This window comes from Methylocystis heyeri, assembly GCF_004802635.2.
In the GTDB taxonomy this organism is placed as follows: Bacteria; Pseudomonadota; Alphaproteobacteria; order Rhizobiales; family Beijerinckiaceae; genus Methylocystis; species Methylocystis heyeri.
This window is the reverse complement of sequence record NZ_CP046052.1, coordinates 1,811,144-1,832,948: the sequence shown is the minus strand read 5'-3', so window position 1 is coordinate 1,832,948 and position 21,805 is coordinate 1,811,144. Positions and strand designations below refer to the sequence as shown.

General features: G+C 64.0%; 19 protein-coding genes and 1 pseudogene. 16 read left to right on the top strand and 4 right to left on the bottom strand.

Annotated features, from left to right (window positions below; all coding sequences use genetic code 11):
• Positions 1 to 2 precede the first annotated feature (2 nt).
• From mraY to H2LOC_RS08255, 6 genes are all read left to right on the top strand, one after another.
• Complete coding sequence (gene mraY, locus H2LOC_RS08280) at positions 3 to 1,085, top strand: phospho-N-acetylmuramoyl-pentapeptide-transferase (RefSeq protein ID WP_136495969.1); 1,083 nt, start codon at positions 3 to 5, stop codon at positions 1,083 to 1,085.
• Between the two features lie 2 nt (positions 1,086 to 1,087).
• Positions 1,088 to 2,503: a UDP-N-acetylmuramoyl-L-alanine--D-glutamate ligase gene (murD, locus tag H2LOC_RS08275; protein ID WP_136495968.1), complete on the top strand. Its 1,416-nt coding sequence runs from the start codon at positions 1,088 to 1,090 to the stop codon at positions 2,501 to 2,503.
• Complete coding sequence (locus H2LOC_RS08270) at positions 2,500 to 3,693, top strand: FtsW/RodA/SpoVE family cell cycle protein (RefSeq protein WP_136495967.1); 1,194 nt, start codon at positions 2,500 to 2,502, stop codon at positions 3,691 to 3,693. The genes murD and H2LOC_RS08270 overlap by 4 nt, the downstream gene beginning before the upstream one ends.
• Positions 3,690 to 4,811 carry a UDP-N-acetylglucosamine--N-acetylmuramyl-(pentapeptide) pyrophosphoryl-undecaprenol N-acetylglucosamine transferase gene (locus H2LOC_RS08265; protein ID WP_136495966.1) on the top strand — a complete coding sequence of 374 codons (1,122 nt, stop codon included), beginning with the start codon at positions 3,690 to 3,692 and terminating at the stop codon, positions 4,809 to 4,811. Before H2LOC_RS08270 ends, H2LOC_RS08265 begins: the two co-directional genes overlap by 4 nt.
• 198 nt (positions 4,812 to 5,009) lie before the next feature.
• Complete coding sequence (gene murC, locus H2LOC_RS08260; protein WP_136495965.1) at positions 5,010 to 6,413, top strand: UDP-N-acetylmuramate--L-alanine ligase; 1,404 nt, start codon at positions 5,010 to 5,012, stop codon at positions 6,411 to 6,413.
• A gap of 156 nt (positions 6,414 to 6,569) precedes the next feature.
• Positions 6,570 to 6,989: a DUF2267 domain-containing protein gene (locus tag H2LOC_RS08255; RefSeq protein ID WP_136495964.1), complete on the top strand. Its 420-nt coding sequence runs from the start codon at positions 6,570 to 6,572 to the stop codon at positions 6,987 to 6,989.
• 75 nt (positions 6,990 to 7,064) lie between these two features.
• On the opposite strand, the gene H2LOC_RS08250 is transcribed toward H2LOC_RS08255, so the two are convergent.
• Together H2LOC_RS08250 and H2LOC_RS08245 are read right to left on the bottom strand one after the other, a co-directional pair.
• Positions 7,065 to 8,396 carry a M48 family metallopeptidase gene (locus H2LOC_RS08250; protein WP_136495963.1) on the bottom strand — a complete coding sequence of 444 codons (1,332 nt, stop codon included), beginning with the start codon at positions 8,394 to 8,396 and terminating at the stop codon, positions 7,065 to 7,067.
• A 745-nt stretch (positions 8,397 to 9,141) separates the two neighbouring features.
• Positions 9,142 to 9,893 (bottom strand): annotated as a pseudogene (locus tag H2LOC_RS08245) (IS5 family transposase).
• A 139-nt stretch (positions 9,894 to 10,032) separates the two neighbouring features.
• Between H2LOC_RS08245 and H2LOC_RS08240 the strand changes: the two are divergent.
• The 5 genes from H2LOC_RS08240 (at position 10,033) to murB (ending at position 14,487) form a co-directional block, all read left to right on the top strand.
• Positions 10,033 to 11,268: an IS701 family transposase gene (locus tag H2LOC_RS08240; protein ID WP_246207081.1), complete on the top strand. Its 1,236-nt coding sequence runs from the start codon at positions 10,033 to 10,035 to the stop codon at positions 11,266 to 11,268.
• A 240-nt stretch (positions 11,269 to 11,508) separates the two neighbouring features.
• Positions 11,509 to 12,662 (top strand): IS3 family transposase gene (locus H2LOC_RS08235; RefSeq protein WP_136495120.1). Its coding sequence is split into 2 segments (ribosomal slippage): positions 11,509 to 11,758 and positions 11,758 to 12,662, totalling 1,155 coding nucleotides; the frame shifts between segments, so codons are not numbered across the junction.
• 144 nt (positions 12,663 to 12,806) lie between these two features.
• Positions 12,807 to 13,124, top strand: a complete 318-nt coding sequence (locus H2LOC_RS08230) for a ribbon-helix-helix protein, CopG family (RefSeq protein ID WP_136495961.1) — start codon at positions 12,807 to 12,809, stop codon at positions 13,122 to 13,124.
• Positions 13,117 to 13,554 carry a type II toxin-antitoxin system VapC family toxin gene (locus H2LOC_RS08225; protein WP_136495960.1) on the top strand — a complete coding sequence of 146 codons (438 nt, stop codon included), beginning with the start codon at positions 13,117 to 13,119 and terminating at the stop codon, positions 13,552 to 13,554. Before H2LOC_RS08230 ends, H2LOC_RS08225 begins: the two co-directional genes overlap by 8 nt.
• A 9-nt stretch (positions 13,555 to 13,563) precedes the next feature.
• Positions 13,564 to 14,487, top strand: a complete 924-nt coding sequence (gene murB / locus H2LOC_RS08220) for a UDP-N-acetylmuramate dehydrogenase (RefSeq protein ID WP_136495959.1) — start codon at positions 13,564 to 13,566, stop codon at positions 14,485 to 14,487.
• 1 nt (position 14,488) lies between these two features.
• On the opposite strand, the gene H2LOC_RS08215 is transcribed toward murB, so the two are convergent.
• Entirely contained in the window at positions 14,489 to 14,986 is a 498-nt protein-coding gene (locus H2LOC_RS08215) for a GNAT family N-acetyltransferase (RefSeq protein WP_136495958.1), read from the bottom strand.
• A gap of 60 nt (positions 14,987 to 15,046) precedes the next feature.
• Entirely contained in the window at positions 15,047 to 15,313 is a 267-nt protein-coding gene (locus H2LOC_RS08210; RefSeq protein WP_136495957.1) for a hypothetical protein, read from the bottom strand.
• Between H2LOC_RS08210 and H2LOC_RS08205 the strand changes: the two genes are divergently transcribed.
• The 5 genes from H2LOC_RS08205 (at position 15,288) to lpxC (ending at position 21,611) form a co-directional block, all read left to right on the top strand.
• Positions 15,288 to 16,211 (top strand): D-alanine--D-alanine ligase, encoded by a 924-nt coding sequence (locus tag H2LOC_RS08205; protein WP_154331600.1) that lies wholly within the window; start codon positions 15,288 to 15,290, stop codon positions 16,209 to 16,211. The two genes, H2LOC_RS08210 and H2LOC_RS08205, sit on opposite strands and share 26 nt — an antisense overlap.
• Positions 16,178 to 17,209 (top strand): cell division protein FtsQ/DivIB, encoded by a 1,032-nt coding sequence (locus H2LOC_RS08200; protein ID WP_136495956.1) that lies wholly within the window; start codon positions 16,178 to 16,180, stop codon positions 17,207 to 17,209. The genes H2LOC_RS08205 and H2LOC_RS08200 overlap by 34 nt, the downstream gene beginning before the upstream one ends.
• Complete coding sequence (ftsA, locus tag H2LOC_RS08195; RefSeq protein ID WP_136495955.1) at positions 17,206 to 18,519, top strand: cell division protein FtsA; 1,314 nt, start codon at positions 17,206 to 17,208, stop codon at positions 18,517 to 18,519. Before H2LOC_RS08200 ends, ftsA begins: the two co-directional genes overlap by 4 nt.
• 92 nt (positions 18,520 to 18,611) lie before the next feature.
• Positions 18,612 to 20,378 (top strand): cell division protein FtsZ, encoded by a 1,767-nt coding sequence (gene ftsZ / locus H2LOC_RS08190; protein WP_136495954.1) that lies wholly within the window; start codon positions 18,612 to 18,614, stop codon positions 20,376 to 20,378.
• Between the two features lie 315 nt (positions 20,379 to 20,693).
• Positions 20,694 to 21,611, top strand: a complete 918-nt coding sequence (lpxC, locus tag H2LOC_RS08185) for a UDP-3-O-acyl-N-acetylglucosamine deacetylase (RefSeq protein ID WP_136495953.1) — start codon at positions 20,694 to 20,696, stop codon at positions 21,609 to 21,611.
• The last annotated feature ends 194 nt before the right edge of the window (positions 21,612 to 21,805 follow it).

The window sequence follows — 21,805 nt, the reverse complement described above, 5'->3', positions numbered from 1 at the left end:
AAATGCTCACGCTGCTCGCGGAACTCTCCCATATCTTCGGACCGCTGAACATCTTCCGCTACATCACCTTCCGCGCGGCCTGCGCGGCGGCGACGGCGTTGTATTTCGTGTTTTTGTTCGGGCCGGGAATCATCGCCGCGCTGCGCATCAAGCAGGGCAAGGGCCAGCCGATCCGCGAGGACGGCCCGGCCTCGCACCTCCTCACCAAGAAAGGCACGCCCACCATGGGCGGGCTGATGATCCTTTCCGGGCTGGTCGTCAGCACATTGCTTTGGGCCAATCTGAAGAACCCTTATGTCTGGATCGTGCTGTTCGTGACCGTCTCCTTCGGCGGCATCGGCTTTTACGACGATTATCTCAAGGTCTCGAAGCAATCCCACAAGGGCTTTTCCGGCCGCATGAGGCTGCTGCTGGAGTTCCTGATCGCCGGCTCGGCCTGCTACGCCCTGATGCTCGCCGGAACCGACGACACGACGAAGCTCGCCGTGCCCATGCTCAAGGGCTTCCTGCTCAATCTCGGCTGGTTCTTCATTCCCTTCGGGGCCTTCGTGATCGTGTCCGCGGGCAATTGCGTCAATCTCACCGACGGTCTCGACGGCCTCGCCATCGTGCCTTCCATGATCGCCGCCGGAACCTTTGCGATTTTCGCCTATCTCGTCGGCAATTCGATCTTCTCGAACTATCTCGGCGTCAATCACGTCACCGGGGTCGGCGAACTCACCATCGTCTGCTCGGCCCTGATCGGCGCAGGCCTCGGCTTTTTGTGGTTCAATGCGCCGCCCGCGCAGATTTTCATGGGAGACACCGGCTCGCTCGCCCTCGGCGGACTGCTCGGCGCGATAGCCGTTTCGGTCAAGCAGGAGTTCGTGCTCGCCATCGTGGGCGGCCTTTTCGTGCTGGAAGGCGCTTCGGTGATCATCCAGGTCGGCTATTTCAAAATGACCGGAAGGCGCATCTTCCTGATGGCGCCGATCCACCATCATTTCGAGCAAAAGGGCTGGAAAGAGCCGCAAATCGTGATCCGTTTCTGGATCATCGCCTTTGTGCTCGCGCTGATCGGCCTCTCCACTTTGAAGCTGAGGTGATCATGACCCCTGTGAGCGTCTTCAAGGGTAGAAGCGTCGCCTTGTTCGGCCTCGGCGGCTCGGGCCTCGCCACCGCCCATGCGCTGACGGCCGGAGGCGCCTCCGTCACCGCCTGGGACGACGGCGAAGCCGGCCGCGCAAAGGCCCTGGCGGAGAGTATTCGCGTCGAGGATATCCGCGGCGCCGATTGGACGCAGTTCGACGCTTTGATCCTCGCCCCGGGCGTGCCGCTGACTCATCCCGTTCCCCATTGGACGGTGGAGTGCGCCAGGGCCGCAGGGATCGAGATTATCGGGGACATAGAGCTTTTTTGCCGGGAGCGGGAAAGCCGCGCGGGCGGGGCGCCTTTCGTGGCGATCACCGGCACCAACGGCAAATCGACCACGACCGCGCTCATCGCCCATATTCTGCGGGAGGCGGGACGCGACGTGCAGCTCGGCGGCAATATCGGCGTGCCGATACTTTCGCTGGAGCCGCCGGCCGACGACCGCATCCATGTGGTCGAATGCTCGTCCTTCCAGATCGACCTCACGCCGTCGCTGGCCCCCACCGTGGGCGTGCTCATCAACCTCACGCCCGACCATATCGACCGGCACGGCTCCATGGAAAATTACGCCGCGGTGAAGGAGCGGCTGGTCGCGGGCGCGGAGATTGCGCTGGTCGGGGTCGACGACGCCTTCTGCCACGCCATCGGCGCCCGCCTGACCGAACGGGCGAAGCCGGGCCAGCGCGTCGCTCCCGTATCCGCCCAGCGCGTTCTCGATTGGGGATTTTATGTCGAGGGCGGCAAGATCATGTTTCGCGAAGCCGGCCATGAGCCGCAGGAGGCGGAGGAGATCGGCGCCCTCGCCGGCGCCCGCGCGCTGCGCGGCGCCCATAACGCCCAGAATGCCGCTTTCGCCGCAGCCGCATGCTGGGAGCTCGGTCTCGACGACGACGAGATCGCTCGCGGCCTCCTCAGCTATCCGGGGTTGCCGCATCGCATGGAGGAAGCGGCGCGCAAGGGCAATGTCGTCTATGTGAACGACAGCAAGGCCACCAACGCCGACGCAGCCGCCAAGGCGCTCGCGAGCTACGACGAGATCTACTGGATCCTCGGCGGCAAGCCCAAGGAAGGCGGCATAGAGGAACTGCGCCCTTTCTTTCCGCGCATCGCCAGGGCCTATCTCATCGGCGAGGCGACCGAGCAATTCGCCGCGACGCTGGGCGGCGATGTTCCCTTCGAGCGCTGCGTCACGCTGCAAACCGCGATCCAGTGCGCCGCGCGCGACGCCGCTCGCAGCGCCGGACCGGAGCCGGTCGTGCTGCTTTCGCCGGCCTGCGCCTCTTATGACCAATTCGCCAATTTCGAGGCCCGCGGAGATCTGTTCCGGAAACTCGCCCTGGAAATCGCGTCCGACCACGGAGAAAACCCATGATTTCGCGCGCGCGACGAACGCCGCTTTCCGATTGGGCCTGGACAATAGACCGCTGGCTGCTCGCAGCCATCGCGATGATCATTGTCGGCGGCCTCGTATTCTCGATGGCGGGAAGCCCGCCCGAGGCCGAGCGGCTCCATCTCCACACCTTCTATTTCGTAAACCGGCAGGCCCTGTTCCTGTTGCCGGCGCTGATCGTGATGTTCGGCGTTTCGCTGCTCTCGCCGCGCCATATCCGCCGTGCGGCGCTGGTGATGTATGTCGTGTTTCTGGCGCTGGTCATCGGCACGATATTCTACGGCCAGGAGGTCAAGGGCGCGCGCCGTTGGATCCTGGGGGTGCAGCCCTCGGAGTTCCTGAAGCCGGCCTTCGTCGTGCTGGTCGCCTGGGCTTTTTCGGAAGGAGCCCGCCGCAAGGACGTTCCGGGCAATTGGTTGGCGCTTCTGCTCTTTCCGCTGACCATCGCTCCCCTGGTGATGCAGCCCGACTTCGGCCAGACCATGCTGCTTTCGATGGTGTGGGCCATTCTCTACTTCATGGCCGGCCTCCATTGGATGTGGGTGGTGGGCATCGGCGGGGCGGGCGCGGCCTCGGCGCTGCTCGCCTATAAATTCGTGCCTCACGTTCACGCCCGCATTCAGACCTTTCTGGAGCCGCCGCCATCGGTGACGGCCGGCGTGCCGACCAATTTCCAGGCCGAAACCGCGCTTGAAAGCTTCATCTCCGGTTCCTGGTTCGGCAAGGGCCCGGGAGAAGGAACCATCAAGCGCATCCTGCCGGATTCGCACACCGACTATGTATTCGCAGTGATCGGCGAGGAGTTCGGCGTCGTCGTCTGTCTCGCGCTCGTCGCCCTCTTCGCTTTCATCGTGCTGCGCACGCTGTTCTCGGCCGCGCGCAACGACGATCCCTTTTGCCGCTTCGCCAGCGCCGGGCTCGTCATGCTGTTCGGCCTGCAGAGCTGCATAAATATGATGGTGAATCTCCAGTTGATGCCCGCCAAGGGCATGACCTTGCCTTTCGTGTCCTATGGCGGCTCGTCGTTGATCTCGCTTGCGATCGAAATGGGTTTCCTGCTTGCGGTGACGCGCCGGCGTCGGCATTCCCACGCCCTCACGCAGCAGGCGGATGGGCGATCCGGGGCGGTTGCGCATAACGGTCCCTACGGCCCCGTGGGGGCGCCGACATGAGCCTCGGCCCCGTATTGCTCGCCGCCGGAGGCACCGGCGGTCACCTCTTCCCCGCGGAGGCGCTGGCGCACGTGCTGAGCCGGCGCGGCGTTCCTGTGGAACTCGTCACCGACGAAAGGGCGCTGCGCTACGGCGATAGTTTTCCCGCGCGGGCGATGCACACTATTCATTCGGCGACGCCGCGGGGCGGCTCGCCGCTGGCTCGGGCCAGCGCAGTGGCGCGTCTCGGCCTCGGGGTCGTTCAGTCACTCGCGCTCGTCCGCCGGCTCCAGCCCCGCGCCGTCATCGGCTTTGGCGGTTATCCCACCGTGCCGCCGCTCGTCGCCGCATGGCTCCTGCGCACGCCGACCGTGCTGCATGAAGCCAATGGCGTGATGGGCAAAGCCAACCGCTTTTTGGCCGGCCGGGTCGACGCCATCGCCGCGGGCTTTCCGCTCGGCGGCGTTCCCGAGTCATGGCGCGGGAAGATCGTCGTCACCGGCAACCCGCTGCGGCCCAACGCCATCGCGGCCATGTCGGAACCTTACCCCGAAGCCAATGGCTGCTTGCGCCTGCTTGTGACCGGCGGTTCGCAGGGTGCGCGCGTGATGTCGGATATCGTGCCGGCGGCCGTTGCGGCGCTGCCCGAGGAATTGCGCGCGCGGCTCGTCATCGTGCAGCAGACGCGGCAGGAGGATATCGCCCGCGTGAGCGGCGTCTATGAGCGCGCCGGCGTTGCGCCGGAGATCGCGCCCTTCTTTTCCGATCTGCCCCATCGCATAGCGCAGGCGCAGCTCGTGATCGCGCGTTCGGGGGCCTCCACGGTTTCGGAGCTGGCGGCCATAGGGCGCGCGTCGATCCTGGTGCCGCTGCCCCATGCGCTCGACCAGGACCAGGCCAACAACGCCGCCGTGCTTCAATCCGTCGGCGGGGCCGAGGTCGTGCGGCAGGAGAACTTCACCCCGCGCTACCTCACCGAGCGTCTGATGCAGTTTCTCGCCGATCCCGAGGCGTTGCGCAGGGGCGGCGAAAACGCCAGGAAGGCGGGCGTCGCCGACGCGGCGGAACGACTCGCCGATCTCGTGGAGAAGACGGCCGGAGCGCGTTTGGTCCTGGCTGAATCAAAACCGGCGGTCTAGATGTGAGCGCCTCCAGCCGAAGCGGCCCCGGTTCGGCGTAGGAAGCGCATCAAAACAAAAGCTTAGGGCGTAATTCTTTCGCAAGAGCATGCCAGCTTTTGGGGAATGCGCTCCCGGAGGGGAAGGGCTTAAGGTAGCCGCATCCCGAATCGATTCGCGCCGCGATCCCGTTCCGCCGTGAATTTCCTGGAGAGATATATGAAACTGCCGCGCGAACTCGGCCCCATTCATTTCGTCGGCATCGGCGGCATCGGCATGTCGGGCATCGCCGAGGTGCTGCTCAATCTCGGCTACACGGTCCAGGGTTCGGACGCTTCCGAAAACGCCAATGTGAAGCGATTGGTCGACAAGGGCGCTACGATTCATATCGGCCATGACGCAAAATGGCTGGGCGAGGCCGCCGTCGTCGTCGTCTCAACTGCGATCAAGCGCGACAATCCCGAACTCGTCGCCGCGCGCGAGCGCCGCCTGCCGGTCGTCCGCCGCGCCGAAATGCTCGCCGAGCTGATGCGGCTGAAGCAATGCGTCGCCATAGCGGGCACCCACGGCAAGACCACCACCACCTCGCTGGTCGCCACTCTGCTCGACGCCGGCGGCCTCGATCCCACCGTCATCAATGGCGGCATCATCAACGCCTATGGCACCAACGCCCGCCTCGGCGCCGGCGACTGGATGGTGGTCGAGGCCGATGAAAGCGACGGCACCTTTCTCAAGCTGCCCGCCGACGTCGCCATCGTCACCAATATCGATCCCGAGCATCTCGACCACTTCCAGACCTTCGACGCGATCAAGGACGCCTTTCTGCAATTCGTCGAGAACCTGCCGTTCTACGGCTTTGCGGTGATGTGCCTCGACCATCCCACGGTGCAGGAGCTCGTCGGACGCATCGCGGATCGCCGCGTCTATACCTATGGCGAAAATCCCCAGGCCGATGTGCGGCTGATGGACGTCAATCTGGAAGGCGGCGTATCACGCTTCAATGTGCTGTTGCGCGACCGCAAGACTTCTCAGGCGACCTATCTCGAAAATCTTCTGCTGCCCATGCCGGGCCACCACAATGCGCTGAATGCGACCGCCGCGATCACCGTCGCCTATCAGCTCGGCCTCTCGCCGGAGCAGATCAGAAAGGCGCTCGCGGGCTTTGGCGGCGTCAAGCGCCGCTTCACCAAGACGGGAGAGTGGAACGGGGTTTCCATCTTCGACGACTATGGCCATCATCCGGTGGAAATCGCCGCGGTGCTGCGCGCGGCGCGCGCCTCCACCAAGGGCAAGGTGGTCGCGGTGATGCAGCCGCATCGCTATAGCCGCCTGCAATCTTTGTTCGATCAGTTCGCGACCTGTTTCAACGACGCGGACGCCGTCATTATTTCGGATGTCTATCCCGCCGGCGAACAGAAGATCGAGGGCGTCGATCGCGACGCGCTGGTTTCGGCGATCAAGGCCCATGGCCATCGCCGCGCCGTCGGCCTGCCGTCGCCGGAAGTGTTGCCGGCGATGATCCGCGAGATCGTCGCGCCCGGCGATTATGTGGTGTGCCTCGGCGCCGGCAACATCACTCAATGGGCCTATGCGCTTCCGGAGCAATTGGAAGCGAAGGGGTGAGGCGAGGCTTTAGAGCATGTTCCCAAAAAGTGCGAAACGGTTTTTGGAAAAGAACATGCTCCGTCAATGAGATTTGGAGCGCGCTCGACTGCGTTCAAACCGAACGCGCTCCAGCGCGCAATCGCCCGGTTGGTTTCCAGTATTGGAGAAATTCCAATGCCGATGCCTATGGAATACCAGCACGCTTCGGAGGAGTTCGAACGGTTCCTTCGCGACGCGATCAGCGAGTCGGGTCTAACGACTCGGAACCAAATCTACACGATGACGCAAGGCGTTCTTCAAGTTTTCCGTCGGCGGCTCGATGTCGCCGATGCGCTGAAGTTTGCTGATGTCCTGCCGCCCGTCCTGCGAGCGATCTTCGTTTCCGAATGGGATATCAACGAGCCGAAGCTTGCGTTCGAGAGCCGTGAACGGATGACCGCAGAGGTTAAATCACTTCGAGCCGACCACAATTTTTCGCCCGACACGGCGATCAGAGATGTCGCGACAGCGCTACGCAAGAATGTGAATGAGACGGAATTCGATCGTGTTCTCGCCGCACTGCCCAAAGAGGCCGTCGAGTTTTGGCGTGTCTGAGTGGATGCGGCGGATCTGATGCGGAATACGCTGAATGAATCTCAGTTCAGACGCAAATTCCGGCGCCTTCCAGTGTCACGCAGTGTCTGTCCCGAACAGCTTCAAAGCTGAGCGCGCGCGGGATGATCGCAGCGCATGGCCGATTTCCTCTACAAACGCTTGCGGCTTCCATCCCTGAATCTTCTTGACGCGCATCACAATCGTGCGTTTTTCCGCATCGTAGCGGGTACGCTTGCCGCTTGACTGCGCCGGTCGAAATTGAGCTTCCTCCTTAAGGAGGAATGCGACCGAAAGGCCGTTGTTCTCCACTGCGCTTAAATCCTCGACGTCGTTCCAGGGCAGGGTGGTTTCGAGATCGCGAAATTGGCATGAGTCCTCGGCGATCTGGAAGAACGGCTCGTCGGTGTCGCCGAAAGGCCGACGCGCATAAAACACATAGAGGACGCCGGCGACAAACATGGCCACGGCCCCAGATATCACTACCCAATTCTCTCTGTGGTCGGGCCTCATCCATAGCCCTGCCAACATAGCGAAACCAATCGCAGCCAGCATCATGCCCGCAAACGCGTGGCCATTGAGAAGGCTCAGAAGGCCTGTCGGCCCCTCGCTGAATTCCCACGTCTCGACCGGCTTTTGAGTATTCTCCCTTAACTGCGATACGATCATCGCGCGCTCTTGGCGGAACTTCGCAAAGACATCCGCCGTCAGCCGACGCGACAGCGCGGGGGCGTCTGCGAAGGCGTCGATCAGCGTTACCTCAAAATCTTCCGGCGCGCGCGCGCCGGCTTGGTCCAAAAGCGCTTCATCCGCTTTCAAGCCCAGCGCCTCGATGCGCGCCGACATTGGCGGATGCGAGTCGAAAGGATGTGGCGTCTCCACAGAGAGCAGAGCCTGTGCATCCTGCGCCGGCGCTTCGCGAATGGCCTTGGCGAAATCTCGTACGAGATCTTCGGACTCGGCGCCCTCCTCGACGATTTGCTGTAAAGCCTTGCCGAGGAGGGGCGCGAAAGCGCAGAAGCGCAGAAGCGCCGTCGCCACGACTTCGGGGCCGAACAGCTTGCTTGCGGCGGCGTCCGCTTCCAGCTCGCGAGCGCGGCTCCAGCGTTGCACCGCGCCATGGAACAGATCAATCAGCAGAACGCCCTGGAAGATCGCCGGCAGCGTCACGAAAAGCGTTGAGAGCGGGGAACGCTTATCGTCATCCGGCGCGTCGCCGGAAAAGGCGGAAAGGCTCCTGCTCATCGAGGCGTAGTTTGGCGCGATGCGAAGGGAATATTCCGTATCCTCGCCGGCGAAGTGCGCGAGCTCATGGGCCACGACGGACCCGAATTGGCCGGGGCTGAGCAATAGCAGCGTCGGCAGCGGCAAATAGAGCGTACGGCCCTCGACAACCTTGTCCTCCGGCATGAGCCTCAACGGACATGCGGTCGCAAACGGCCCGCCCAGAAGTCCCACCACGATCCGATCGGGGCATCGCGTTCCGACTTTGGCGGCGAGCGTTCGCACATCCGCCCAAAGCCGCGGCGCTTCCTCGAGGCTGACAGCGCGACCGAGCTGCTCGAAGGGTTGCAGCTGGAAACGCCCGCAACGCTGCGGCCAGCCCGCACAACCCGCGATAGACGCCGTAAAGACCCGCGAGCGCGAGCGCAGCGATGTAAATCAGCAAGCGCGCACGTGCTTGGGGCAGGGCGAAGACGCAAACCACGCCGCCGAAGATCGCTGCGCCGAAGCCAGCCGTCGTCAGCATCATGGCGACGGGAACGACGCTCCGGCAAAAGCGAAAGGCGGCGACCAGCGCGTTGCGCGAGCGGCTGGCGAAGAGCGCGCCCAGCACGACGCAAAAAAGGCTTGCCGCGGCTGCGCTCAAAGCGGTCGTCCCGCCCCAAAACACGGCGTCGATTGCGTAGGATGCCCATTTCGGAGTGGCGGCCCTCAACATCGTGTGAGCTCCCGCGATAGGGAGTCCATGAGTGTGAAGATGGAGGCCGATGGCGAAGACGACGATGGGCGGGACGAGGATGAAGGAGATAGGGCGAAGATAACGGAACATGAAATTCCTCGACAACACCAGCAGCGGCGGCCGCGAGCAGGCGCCGGAGGGCGAAAGATTGCTCAGGAATATTCGGCGAGCCGGCTTAGGGCTTGTTGAGATTCATCGCGAATTGATGAGCGCGGCGGCGAGGCGGATCATGGCTGTGAAGCTTTGATCGGTTTTGTCGGCGCGCAGGGCGATCCGCTTGAACTCCTTGAGTTTGCCGAAGAAGTTTTCGATGAGGTGACGGGCTTTGTAAAGCTCGATGTCGATGGCGAGAGGCGCGTTTCGTCTTGGATGTTGGGAGATGACGATTTGCGCGCCGCGCTCGTTCAGTTCGGCGACGATCCAGTCGCTGTCGAAGGCCTTGTCGGCGAGCAGCGCGCCAAATTCGACGCCCTCGATCAAAGGCGCGACGCCGACCGTGTCGAAGCGTTGCCCCGGCAGCAGAACGAAGCGGACCAAATTGCCGAGCGCGTCGGTGAGCGCGAGGATTTTGGTGGTCCAGCCGCCTTTGGATTTGCCTATGGCCTGGCCCTGAGTCCCCCTTTTGCGCCCTGTCCATGGCGGTGGACCTTGACGATGGTGGCGTCGATCATGGCGTATTCCATGTCTGGATCGTCCGACACGGCGTCAAACATCCGCTTGAACACATCGGCCTTCACCCAATCGCGAAAGCGTTTGAACACGGTGTTCCACTTGCCGAAGGCGGGAGGCAGATCGCGCCAGGGGCTGCCCGTGCGCGCAATCCACAAGATCGCCTCTAAAAACAATCGCCCATCGCTCCCGGTCCGGCCGGGATCGGAGGGCTTGCCAAGACAAAAGGGCTCCAGCTTCGACCATTGGCCGTCCGTCAGACAGAATCGGGGCATTGCAAACTCCTTTCGGAGCTTGAATCATCCTTCCACCAAAATGGGAATCCTGATTCTCAACAGGCCCTAGCATTACAGTTGCGTTTACGGCTGATTTCAGACTCCTTGGATCACCATGATTCGTCATGGGGGTCGTGGGATGTGGGGAGCTTCGATCGAGGCGACTCTGGAGCTGTGGGCGTCGTCGTTGCGGGATGTGAAGCGTCGGATGCGGCCGCTTTTCGCCCAGGCGCGCGTGGCCCTCTCGGCGGAGAATTTTCTGGAGGGCTTGCTCGGGGAGGAGCGCCGCAAGACCGGTTGGATGCGCGCCGAGGCGGCCGGCGATCCGGGGCCGTGGCGACAACAAGCGATCCTTGGCCGCGGACGTTGGGACGCGGATGCGTTGCGCGACGTCGTGCGCGATTACGCGCTCGAAACCCTGGCCGATGACGACGCGGTTTTCGTCGTCGACGAGACGGGGTTCCTGAAACAGGGCAAGGCGTCCTGTGGCGTCGCGCGGCAATACACGGGTTCTGCGGGCAAGATCACGAACTGCCAGATCGGCGTCTTCGCCTGCTATGTCACGCCGCGCGGACATGCCTTCATCGACCGCGAATTGTATCTGCCCAAAAGCTGGACGGACGATCCGGAGCGCATGGCCAAGGCGCATGTTCCACAGGAGATCCTCGACAGCGCGTCTGGCGGCTTTGCGACCAAGCCGGCGTTGGCGCGCGTCATGATCGAGCGCGCCATCGCGGCGAAAGTTCCCTTCTCCTTCGTCGCCGCCGACACTGTCTATGGCGTCGGCGAGATCGAGACGGCGCTGCGACGCGCCGGCAAGGGCTATGTGCTCGGCGTGAAATCCAACGACTCGTTTCGCTCTTGGGGCAAGCCCCAGGCCATCGCCGGAACAGCAAAGGAGATCGCCAATGGTTCGCCAGCCACCGCGTGGCGGCGTCTTTCGGCGGGCGCGGGCACGAAAGGCGAGCGCTTTCACGACTGGGCCTATCTCGAACTCGCCGATCTGGACGCTGGCGAATACAACGAGGCGCTCGCCGGGCAGGCATGGACGCGCGGTCTTCTGATCCGGCGCAAAATCGCCGATGGCGATCTCGCCTTCTTCACGACATGGGCGCCGACCGGAACATCGATCGAAAGACTGGCGAACATCGAAGGGCATCGTTGGGCGATCGAAGACAGTTTCGAAACGACGAAGAACGAACTCGGCCTCGATCACAATGAGACGCGCTCCTGGCATGGTTGGCGTCGTCACGTGTCGCTGGTCATGCTCGCCTTCGCCATGATGGCGGCAATCCGCGTTCACGCCAACGCGGTCGCGTCGCCCCCAAAAACGATGCGGCGCAAGGCGACGACGCCCAACTCGCTTCAAAGCTGACCTGCCCGTCGCTTATCCGCTGGTCCATCCAGGAAATCCGCCGCATCGCAACGCGACTGGCTCGAAAGCGCATCCGACCAGAGTGCGTTATCGCTTGGTCGCTTTGGCGAAGAGCCCATCAAGCCCAGGCGAGGCACGCCCACCTGAAAGCGCAACTGTAATGCTAGTTTGGGGTTAAATGAGCTGCTGCCGGTTTGGTGGACACCGAGATAAGGTGTTTTACGGAACCGGAGGTGGAGCATGGAACGGCGTCAGTTCAGCCGGGAGTTCAAGGTCGAAGCGGTCCGTTTGGTGCGCGAGCGCGGCGTAAGCGTTGCGCAGGCGGCGCGGGATCTGGAACTGCACGAGAACATGCTGCGGCGTTGGGTGAAGGAATTGGCGGCTGATCCGGCCGCCGCCTTTCCTGGTCAGGGGCAGATGAAGCCCGAGCAGCTTGAAATCGAGCGCCTGCGGCGCGAAGTCACCAAGCTGCGGGCGGAGCGCGACATCCTAAAAAAGGCCGCGGCCTTCTTTGCGAGGGAAGCGAAATGAGGTTCGCTTTTATCGCAAAGCACCGTTCGATCTGGCCGGTGGCGTGGCTCTGCAAAGCGCTGGATGTCTCCCGGTCGGGTTTTCACGCCTGGCTCAAGCGCGGACCGAGCGCTCGCGACAAGCTTGATGAGGAGATGACGGCCTCCATCCGGGCGAGCTTTGTCGCCAGCGCCAGAACCTATGGCGCACGCCGGGTCTGGCGGGATGTTCTGGCTGACGGCTTTTGCTGCGGACTGCATAAGATCGAGCGCTTGATGCAGGAAAACGCCTTGCGGGCGCGGCCTCGCCGGCGTGGCTTGCCCAAAGACGGCGGTCAGCGGCTCGCCGACGCCGTGGCGCCGAATGTTCTGGACCGCCAGTTCGTCGCCGAGCGGCCGAACCAGAGGTGGATCGCCGACTTCACCTACATCTGGACGGCAGAGGGCTGGCTGTATGTCGCCGCTGTCATCGACTTGTTCTCGCGGCGTGTTGTCGGCTGGTCCATGAAGGCCGAGATGACCGCGCAATTGGTGGCGGACGCCCTGATCATGGCGATCTGGCGACGCGGCAGGCCAGACGCCTTGCTGCACCACTCCGACCAGGGCAGCCAATACACCAGCGACCACTTCCAGCGCCTGATGGCCGACAACGGCGTCACCTGTTCGATGAGCCGATCCGGCAACGTCTGGGACAATGCGGCGATGGAGTCGTTCTTCTCGTCGATGAAAACCGAGCGCGTCGCCAGGAAAATCTACCGGACGCGCGACGAGGCCAGGGCAGATGTGTTTGATTATATCGAGCGCTTCTACAACACCGTCCGCCGTCACTCGACCATCGGCTATCTCAGCCCGGTTGAGTTCGAGCGGAAGGTCGCATTAGCTTAACCAGCTGTCCACCAAACCGGCAGCAGCTCAAAATGTTCAACCTGGAAGCGCGGGGGTGGATCAATCTATAGCAGTGCGCGCAAAGCCTGGTCGGCGCGCGCATGCGATATCGGCCGAATTGACACTATCACAAAAGAGAGTACATTGGACTACATCCTAGTCGATCTTGGCGCCGTTATGAAACACGCCGCACAGCCTTCCCCCACTTCCGTTCGTCTCTCCGACGATACGCGCAAAATACTCGACGAGGCGGCGCGGCTTACGCGTCGCTCGCGTTCGTATCTTGTTGAGGAGACGCTGAAGCAATTCCTTCCGCGCATCGTGCAGAAAGAGACACGCCCCGCGGCCGAGGAGCGCATTCGGCGCTTGAAGGAGCTACAAGGAATAGGCGCACGTCTGCTGGGGCCAAAAACCATCGAGGAAATCGACGCAAACATTCGCCAAATCCGCGGCGATGACTGATTTTTCAGCGCACAGTGTCTCTCGCGCCTATTTCGACACCAACGCCATCATCTATTTCGTGGAAGGCCACCCCGAATTCCAGACCAAGGTGGCGGACCTCTGGTATGCGCTGATCGAGCGAAACGCCTGCCTCGTCACAAGCGAGATAGGCGTCGCTGAATGTCTCTTCGGGGCCTTTCGGCAGGGAAGCCGAGAGCTCGAGCAAGGTTATGAACGCCTCTTCTTCCAGGAGGACGCTTTTGATATCCAGCCAGTGAATCTGGAGGCGCTGATCGAGGCTGGCCGGCTCGGCGCAAGTCAGGGAATGAGACTGATCGACGCCATCCATTTCCACGCCGCAGCCACGACCAAATGCGAAATCTTCGTGACGAACGACCGCCGCATCCGTTCAAATCACGGTGTGCGGGTCATCTACATCAGCGAGCTTTAAAGAATCCCCATGACCGTTCCCCACCTCGCCGCCAAGCTTTCGCCGCTCCTGATGCAACTGCGCGGGAGCGTCCGCTTCGACGAGCCGCTGGCGCCCTATACCTGGTTTCGCGTCGGCGGACCGGCGCAACTCCTGTTCATGCCGGCCGACGAGGACGATCTCGCCGGTTTTCTCAGCTGTCTTCCGGCTGAAATCCCGGTGACGGTCATCGGTCTCGGCTCCAATCTCATCGTGCGCGACGGGGGGGTCGACGGCGCGGTGATCAGGCTTTCGGCCAAGGGTTTTGGCGGGATCGAAGTTCTGGAAGACAGCCGCCTTCGCGTCGGAGCGGCGGTCCCTGATGTTAAAGCCGCGCGCGCGGCGGCGGAGGCGGGGATCGACGGCCTTGCTTTTTACCGCGGCATTCCGGGCTGCATCGGCGGCGCGCTGCGCATGAACGCCGGCGCGCATGGCGGGGAGACCAAAGATGCGCTGGTCGAAGCGCATGGCGTGACGCGAAGCGGCGAGAAGGTGAAATTCTCCAACGCCGAGATGGGGTTTTCCTATCGCCACTGCGGGGCCCCCGCCGACGTTGTCTTTACCGGCGCGACCTTTCAGGGCCGGCCGGGCGATCCGGCCGCGATCCTGGCCGAGATGGACCGCATCACCGCGGCGCGCGAAGCCTCCCAGCCGATCCGCGAAAAAACCGGCGGCTCCACCTTCGCCAATCCGCCCGGCCACAAGGCCTGGCAGTTGATCGACGCCGCAGGCTGCCGCGGCCTCGTCAAGGGCGACGCCCAGGTCAGCGAAATGCACTGCAATTTCCTGCTGAACCGCGGCAATGCGACGGCGGCCGACATTGAGGGGCTGGGCGAAGAGGTGCGGGCGCGGGTGCTGGCGACGAGCGGCGTCGAACTGCGCTGGGAGATCAAGCGGATCGGAAAACCGGCGTGAGTCAATCCTCCGACTGCCCGCTCCTCCCGGCCAGTCCCAGCAAGGCGTCGCCGGTCACGCGGCAAATCTTCCATTCGTCCAGCAGCGTGGCCCCGCAACTACGGTAGAATTCGATGGCGTGCTCGTTCCAATCGAGCACCGCCCATTCGAACCGCGCCCAGCCATTGGCGACGCAGAGGCGGGCGATATGCTCCAGAAAGGCCTTGCCAATGCCGCGGCCACGATGGGACGGGCGCACGAAAATATCTTCGAGATAGACGCCCCGGCGGCCGCGAAATGAAGAAAAACTATTGAAATAAATGGCGAATCCCGCCGGCTCGCCGGCCCATTCGGCGATCAGGCAAAAGGCGGCCGGCGAGGGGCCGAACAGGGCGGCCGCGATCATCTCCTCGGTGGCGTCGACCTCGGCCGAAAGGCTTTCGAATTCGGCAAGCTCTTTAACAAAGGAGAGGACCAGAGCCGCTTCGCCCGGTCGCGCGGCGCGTATATGGAGGGTCATGTGTTGATCCGCGAGCTCGAAAACGCAACTGCAATGAGGCCGTCCGGCGCAGCTTGTCAATCAATCCTTCAATCCGAACAGCCGGCCAAATCGGCGGATTGAAGGCGCTTCGTTAACCATTTGGGAACTATAAGGTGCGGGACCGTTCCGCGAGCCGGAGCGCGTCGCCGTTTCGGCTTTTTTCGAAACATGGGCGACAAAACCGCCAAATTCCTCGGGCGGCGCCGAATTCCGCCGGAAAAATGCGCCAGCTTTTCCGGACAGATTCGCTTTTGCCCCGAATGCAGAAAGGCTTGCAAAAGTGTCCAGACATATAGCGGTGCTCATGGGCGGGCTCTCCGCCGAACGCCCTGTCTCCTTGCGCTCCGGCGAGGCCTGCGCCAAGGCCCTGGAAGGGGAGGGCTTCCGCGTCACCCGCGTCGATGTGGGACATGACGCCGCACAGGTCCTGGCCGAGCTCCAACCCGATGTCGCCTTCAACGCGCTGCACGGGCGCTTCGGCGAGGACGGCGTCATCCAGGGGGTGCTCGAGCTGCTGCGCATTCCCTACACCCATTCGGGAGTGCTGGCTTCTTCCGTGGCGATGCAGAAGGAGGTCGCGAAGACGGTCATGGCGGCGGCGGGCGTGCCGGTCCCCAAGGGCCGCGTCGTGCGCCGGCTCGAGGCCGCGAAGTCTCACGTTCTGCCCACCCCTTATGTCTTGAAGCCGGTTTCGGAAGGGTCGTCCTTCGGGGTGTTCATCGTCCGGGAGGGTCAGGAGCATCCGCCGCAGGAGCTGACGCGTTCCGACTGGCGCCACGGCGACCTCATGCTTGCGGAAGAATTTATTGCGGGACGCGAACTTACCTGCGCCGTGATGGGCGATCGCGCCCTCGGCGTGATCGAGATCGTGGCGGCCGACGGCGGCTGGTACGACTATGAGGCCAAATATGCCGCGGGCGGCTCAAAACACATTTTGCCGGCAAATGTTAAACCGAATATTTACCAAAAAGTCCAAGAGTTGGCGCTTGAGGCTCACAGTGCTCTCGGGTGCCGCGGCGTAAGCCGCGCAGATTTCCGTTACGACGATCGACCGGACGGCTCCGGCCAACTCGTCGTTCTGGAGGTCAACACCCAGCCCGGGATGACCGAGACCTCGCTCGTGCCAGAAATGGCGGCCCATGCAGGTTTTTCGTTCGGCGAGCTGGTTCGATGGATGGTGGAAGACGCTTCCTGCGATCGCTGAAAGAGCAGCTTTACTCGCTGCTCTGGCCGGCCTTGCTGCGCCCTGCCGGCGCGGTCGGGGCGCAGCTTCCGCTCAATCCTTTTCAGCCCCGGCCGGCGCCTCGCTTTCGGCCCCCGCAGCAGCCGCAGCCTGAAGCTGCGCCCGCCGCGCCGGCGCGGCGCGAGGGTCCGAGCGCGCTGGATCGACTCACGGCTTTCGCCGCGTTGCCGGGCGTCGGCACGCTCGGCCTAGCGATCCTCTTCGGAGGCGTCGGCTGGACGGCGGTGGTGCATAACGGAAGCTACGCCGCGCTGGTCGCGCAGGGCGGCGACCCCGCGGACATAGTCGCGCGCGCGATAGGCTTTCCCATCGACGCGGTGACGATTTCCGGTCAGCAGCGCCTGCGCGAACAGGAGATTCTCGCCGCCGCCCATATCGATCCGCGCAAGTCGCTGCTGCTGCTCGACGCCGCCGAAGTGAGGCGGCGGCTCATACAGCTCCCGCTCGTGAAGAGCGTGCGGGTGCTGAAGTTCTATCCCGATCGCCTCGTGATCGCCCTGGAGGAGCGCGAGCCCAACGCTCTCTGGCAGCGCGACGGCAAAGTCGCGGTGATCGCAGCGGACGGCACCGTGATCGACGAACTCAGCGACGATCGTTTTCTGGGGCTGCCGTTCGTGGTCGGGGAGGGCGCCGAGAAGCGCCTGCCGGAATACAAGGCGCTGCGGGAAGGGCTCGGAGATATCGCGAGCCGAATCAAGGCGGGCGTTCTGGTCTCCGGCCGACGCTGGTCGCTGATGACGAACAACGGAGTTGAAATCAAGTTGCCGGAGCGCGATCCGGGCGCCGCGGTCGGGACGCTGACGCGTCTCCAGCGCGAGGCGCGCATTCTCGACAAGGATATTCTTTCGATCGACCTGCGCATGCCGGGCCGCGTCGCGGTTCGCTTGACGGAGGACGGCGCCGCGGCCCGAGCCGCAGCGGCTCCGCGTAAACCAGTAAAGAGTGGCGGGCACACATGAAGAACCAGATGGTTCCATCGCGGATGAAGCAGCTTGCCCCGCGCCGCTCGGCGACGGTGGCGGCGCTGGACATCGGCAGCTCCAAGGTCGCCTGCCTTATCGCTCGGCTCACTCCCGAACGCGATACGCCGGCGGGGCAATGGCGCACGCATCGCGCGCGCATCTTGGGCATCGGGCACCAGCGCTCGCGCGGGGTCAAGGCCGGCCTCGTCGTCGACATGGACGAAGCGGAAAGCGCCATCCGCCAGACTGTCGACGCCGCGGAGCGCATGGCGGGCCTGCAGATCGACCAGGTGATCGTCACCGCTTCGGGCGGGCGCCTGTCCTCGCAGCATTTCACGGCCAAAACCGTCATCGGAGGCCGTCAGGTGGCCGAGTCGGACGTGCACCGCGTCCTCGAAGCCTCGGCGATACATCCCATGACGCGGGGCCGGGTGGCGATCCATTCGCTGCCTACGGGATTCTCGCTCGACGGCGTGCCCGGCGTGCGCGAGCCCAAGAACATGATCGGCGAGGAGCTCGGCGCCGCGCTACACGTCGTCACCTGCGACCAGGCGGCGGCGCGCAATCTCGTCTTCGCCGTGGAGCGCGGCCATCTCCTGGCCGAGGCGGTCGCCGCCGCTCCTTATGCCGCGGGGCTTTCCGTGCTGGAGCCGGACGAAGTGGAAATGGGCGTGGTGCTGATCGACATGGGCGCGGGCTCGACCTCCGCGGCGGTGTTCCAGGGCGGCGGGCTCCAGCATGTGGACGCCATAACGCTCGGCGGCAACCACATCACCATGGATATCGCGCGCGGGCTCAACGCGCGGCTGTCCGACGCGGAAAGGCTGAAGACCTTTCACGGCGCGGCGATTTCCTCGCCTTCGGACGAGCGGGAGACCATCACCTTCGCCCATGTGGGCGAAGACGGCGAACATCCGGTTCATGCGCCGAAGTCGCATCTCGTGCGCATCATCCGGCCGCGCGTCGAGGAGACGCTGGAGTTTCTGCGCGATCGCCTTGCGCGCGCGGGCTTTGGTTCGAGTTCCGGGCGGCGCGTCGTCCTCACGGGCGGCGCCTGTCAGCTTACCGGCGCGCCCGAGGCGGTGCGCCGAATCATCGGCGGGCAGGTCCGTGTCGGCCGCCCGCTCGGCGTCGAAGGATTGCCGGAAGCGGCGCGCAGTCCCGCCTTTGCCGCAGCAGCAGGACTTTTCGTCTATCCGCAGGTGGCGGGCCGCGAGTATTTCGAACCCTATCGGGAGCAACGGCTGGCGACCGCTTCCAACGGATACATGTCGCGGGTGGGGCGGTGGCTGATGGAAAGTTTCTAAGACGCGGAAAACCGGGAACAAGGCGGCCTGGCGGGCCGGCGAGAACAGACAGTGACGCAGCAGCGCATCCAGAGAATCGAAAGGCTTGAAGTATGACGATCAATCTGAAGGCTCCCGAACTAAGGGAATTGAAGCCCCGCATCATGGTGTGCGGCGTTGGAGGCGGCGGTTGCAACGCGGTCAACAACATGATTGCTTCGGGCTTGTCCGGCGTCGATTTCCTGGTCGCCAACACCGACGCCCAGGCGCTCATGTCCTCTCGCGCCGAGCGCATCATTCAGATGGGCCTACAGGTCACCGAGGGCCTCGGCGCGGGAGCGCAGCCCGAGGTCGGCCGCGCCGCGGCGGAAGAAGCGCGTGAAGAAATCCGCGAGCATCTTACCGGCGCCCATATGTGCTTCGTCACCGCCGGCATGGGCGGCGGCACCGGCACGGGTGCGGCTCCGGTCATCGCCACCATCGCGCGCGAGATGGGAATCCTCACGGTCGGCGTCGTGACCAAGCCCTTCCATTTCGAGGGCCAGCGCCGCTTGCGCATCGCCGACAGCGGCATCGCCGAACTGCAGAAATGCGTCGACACGCTGATCGTGATTCCGAACCAGAACCTGTTCCGCATCGCGAACGAGAAGACGACCTTCGCCGACGCCTTCGCGATGGCCGATCAGGTGCTGTATTCGGGCGTCGCCTCCGTCACCGACCTCATGGTGAAGGAAGGCCTCATCAATCTCGACTTCGCCGACGTGCGCTCGATCATGCGCGGCATGGGCAAGGCGATGATGGGCACGGGCGAAGCGACCGGCGACCGGCGTGCGATCCTGTCGGCGGAAGCGGCTATCGCCAATCCGCTGCTCGACGAAGTTTCGATGAAGGGCGCGCGCGGACTGCTGATCTCCATCACCGGCGGCAACGACCTCACCCTTTACGAAGTCGACGAGGCGGCCAGCCGCATTCGTCAGGAGGTCGATGAGGAAGCCAACATCATCCTCGGCGCGACCTTCGATTCCTCCCTCGAAGGCGTCATCCGCGTTTCGGTGGTCGCGACCGGGATCGATCCGGCGGCGATCACGGTCCAGGATTCGGGCCTCAACGAGGCTCGCGTCGCCGAGCAGGCCGCCGAACGCCTGCGCACGCAGCTTGCGCAGCAGGCCCGGCAGACGCAGGCGGCGGCCGCCGCCGTGGCGGAGGCTGCGGCTCAGGCGCCCGCGGCTCCCGCATATCAGCCGGCCGCCGAACCCCCGGCGCAGGCCTATTACCAGGAAGCGCATTATCCGGACGCCGCCCAATATGCGGAGCCTGTCCGCGAGGTCTCCGCGCCGCACGGCGTCTATATCGAGCCGGTTCCCGCTCGCCAGGCTTATGCCGAACCGGCGCGGGAGCACTCTCGCCACTATCAGGAAGAAGCTCAGGCGCCCTATATCCCGCCGGCTCCCGAGCAGCCGATGCGCGCGCCGCGCATGCCGCAGATCGAGGATTTCCCTCGTCCGGGGCAGGAGCAGTTGCGGCAGGCCCGTGGCGAGGTTCCGGTGGCCGACGCCCGCCGCAAGTCGATCTTCGAGCGGCTCGCCTCCTTCGGCGCCAGCCGCCAGGAAGAGGCCTTGCAGCACGCCCAGGCTCCGCAGCCCGCGCGCAATCTCGCCGCGCCGCAGGCGGCTCCCGGATATGGGCGCGCGGAGCATCCGCATGCGCAACCGTCGCCGGCGCATATCGAATACGCCAAGCGGCCGAGCGCCAGCGCGCTTCCTGCCAGCGGCCCGCAGGCTGGGCTCGATCAGCACGGCCGCCGCGCCCCCATGCCGCGCAGCGTGGAGGAGGATCATCTTGAAATTCCGGCCTTCCTGCGTCGTCAGGCCAACAACTGATAAAGCTGCAACAGCTTTGGAAAAGACCCGCTCCGGCGGGTCTTTTTGCATTTGAGGAAGGCGCGGCGGCTTTTGAACCGACCCGGCGCAAATGAGGCGCATCGACGAGGCGGGCTGTAACAATCTGTCGCAAAGCGTGACTGGAGCGCGGGCAGGGGCCGGTTTATTATCCAAATACCGACCTTTAGGGCGCAATCCGCAGAAGTTTGCGACTCTTGCGAAAGGAACGCGCTCCAACCGTCGGTCTTTCGCGTGATTCCTTTCGAGCGATGAATTCGCCGAGCGCGCCGACGACCCCAGGAACGCAAAGACCCGATGAAGCCCCGTTTCGACACCCGCAGGCGGCAGACCACGCTCGGCAAATCCATCGCCCTGTCTGGGCGCGGCGCCCATGGCGACCGCCCTGCCAGGCTGCGCATTTCTCCCGCGGGCGCGGACGTCGGGATCGCTTTCGCCGTCGCAGGGGAGGTGCGGCAGATTCCGGCCTGCTGGTCCAATGTCGGCGCGACGCAGTTGCGCACAGAAATATGCAGCGGGTCCGTCCGCGTATCGACAGTCGAGCATTTGCTGGCCGCCCTTTCGGGCATGGGCGTCGACAACGCCCTGATAGAGATAGACGGGCCGGAGGCGCCCGCGATGGACGGCTCCGCGCGGGATTTCGTCGCCGCGATCCTGGAGGCGGGCCTCGTGCGCCTCGCCGCCCCGCGCCGGGGCATAAAAATCCTGAAAACCGTCCGGGTGAGCGACGGCGCGGGCTGGGCGGAGCTTTCCCCATCCGATGACGAGGAACTCCATCTCGACGTCGAGATCGCTTTTCCCGGCCCCATCGGCCGGCAGCGGCTGGCGCTGTCCCTGTCCGCCGAGGTCTTCGAGCGCGAACTCGCCTCTGCGCGCAGCTTCGGCTTCGTGCAGGACGCCGAGCGGCTGTGGCGGCAAGGGCTGGCTTTAGGCGCCTCGCTGGAGAACAGCCTTGTGCTGGACGGCTCCCGAGTGCTCAATCCGCAAGGCATGCGCTTCCCCGACGAGCCCGTGCGTCACAAGATGCTGGACGTCGTAGGCGATCTGGCGCTCGCGGGGGCGCCCGTCGCGGGCGTGTTCCGTTCCTATCGCGGCGGCCACGGGCTCAATTTCCGGTTGGTCGAGCGTCTGATGACGACGCCGGGCGCCTTTGTCGCAACACGGGGCGAAAGGCGCTCCAACACGCTTCCCGAAGTTGAACCGGCCAGGCTCTGACTTGGCCGCTCGCCATAATATCGCCAGAGGAAGTTCGTTTTTTGACAGCCTGCTTCGGCCTCGAGCGACAGATTGGGGCGCGATTTTGTTCGGTCGGGCGGGAAAAGCGCGCCATTGGCGCCCGCCCGGTCTTTGGGCTAAAGCTTCGGAAGACTTAAAGGGGGCGAGGAACGCCCGGAACGCCGTGAGAGGCT

Excerpts from the sequence above, each read along its gene's own strand:
- lpxC (WP_136495953.1), top strand. The coding sequence starts at position 20,694 with ATGAAGCCCCGTTTCGACACCCGCAGGCGGCAGACCACGCTCGGCAAA.
- mraY (WP_136495969.1), top strand. The coding sequence starts at position 3 with ATGCTCACGCTGCTCGCGGAACTCTCCCATATCTTCGGACCGCTGAAC.
- H2LOC_RS08210 (WP_136495957.1), bottom strand. The coding sequence starts at position 15,313 with ATGAGCACCGCTATATGTCTGGACACTTTTGCAAGCCTTTCTGCATTC.
- H2LOC_RS08215 (WP_136495958.1), bottom strand. The coding sequence starts at position 14,986 with ATGACCCTCCATATACGCGCCGCGCGACCGGGCGAAGCGGCTCTGGTC.
- murC (WP_136495965.1), top strand. The coding sequence starts at position 5,010 with ATGAAACTGCCGCGCGAACTCGGCCCCATTCATTTCGTCGGCATCGGC.
- H2LOC_RS08225 (WP_136495960.1), top strand. The coding sequence starts at position 13,117 with ATGACTGATTTTTCAGCGCACAGTGTCTCTCGCGCCTATTTCGACACC.
- H2LOC_RS08200 (WP_136495956.1), top strand. The coding sequence starts at position 16,178 with ATGGATGGTGGAAGACGCTTCCTGCGATCGCTGAAAGAGCAGCTTTAC.
- H2LOC_RS08270 (WP_136495967.1), top strand. The coding sequence starts at position 2,500 with ATGATTTCGCGCGCGCGACGAACGCCGCTTTCCGATTGGGCCTGGACA.
- H2LOC_RS08265 (WP_136495966.1), top strand. The coding sequence starts at position 3,690 with ATGAGCCTCGGCCCCGTATTGCTCGCCGCCGGAGGCACCGGCGGTCAC.
- murD (WP_136495968.1), top strand. The coding sequence starts at position 1,088 with ATGACCCCTGTGAGCGTCTTCAAGGGTAGAAGCGTCGCCTTGTTCGGC.
- ftsA (WP_136495955.1), top strand. The coding sequence starts at position 17,206 with ATGAAGAACCAGATGGTTCCATCGCGGATGAAGCAGCTTGCCCCGCGC.
- H2LOC_RS08255 (WP_136495964.1), top strand. The coding sequence starts at position 6,570 with ATGCCGATGCCTATGGAATACCAGCACGCTTCGGAGGAGTTCGAACGG.
- murB (WP_136495959.1), top strand. The coding sequence starts at position 13,564 with ATGACCGTTCCCCACCTCGCCGCCAAGCTTTCGCCGCTCCTGATGCAA.
- H2LOC_RS08240 (WP_246207081.1), top strand. The coding sequence starts at position 10,033 with ATGTGGGGAGCTTCGATCGAGGCGACTCTGGAGCTGTGGGCGTCGTCG.
- ftsZ (WP_136495954.1), top strand. The coding sequence starts at position 18,612 with ATGACGATCAATCTGAAGGCTCCCGAACTAAGGGAATTGAAGCCCCGC.
- H2LOC_RS08250 (WP_136495963.1), bottom strand. The coding sequence starts at position 8,396 with ATGCCGGAGGACAAGGTTGTCGAGGGCCGTACGCTCTATTTGCCGCTG.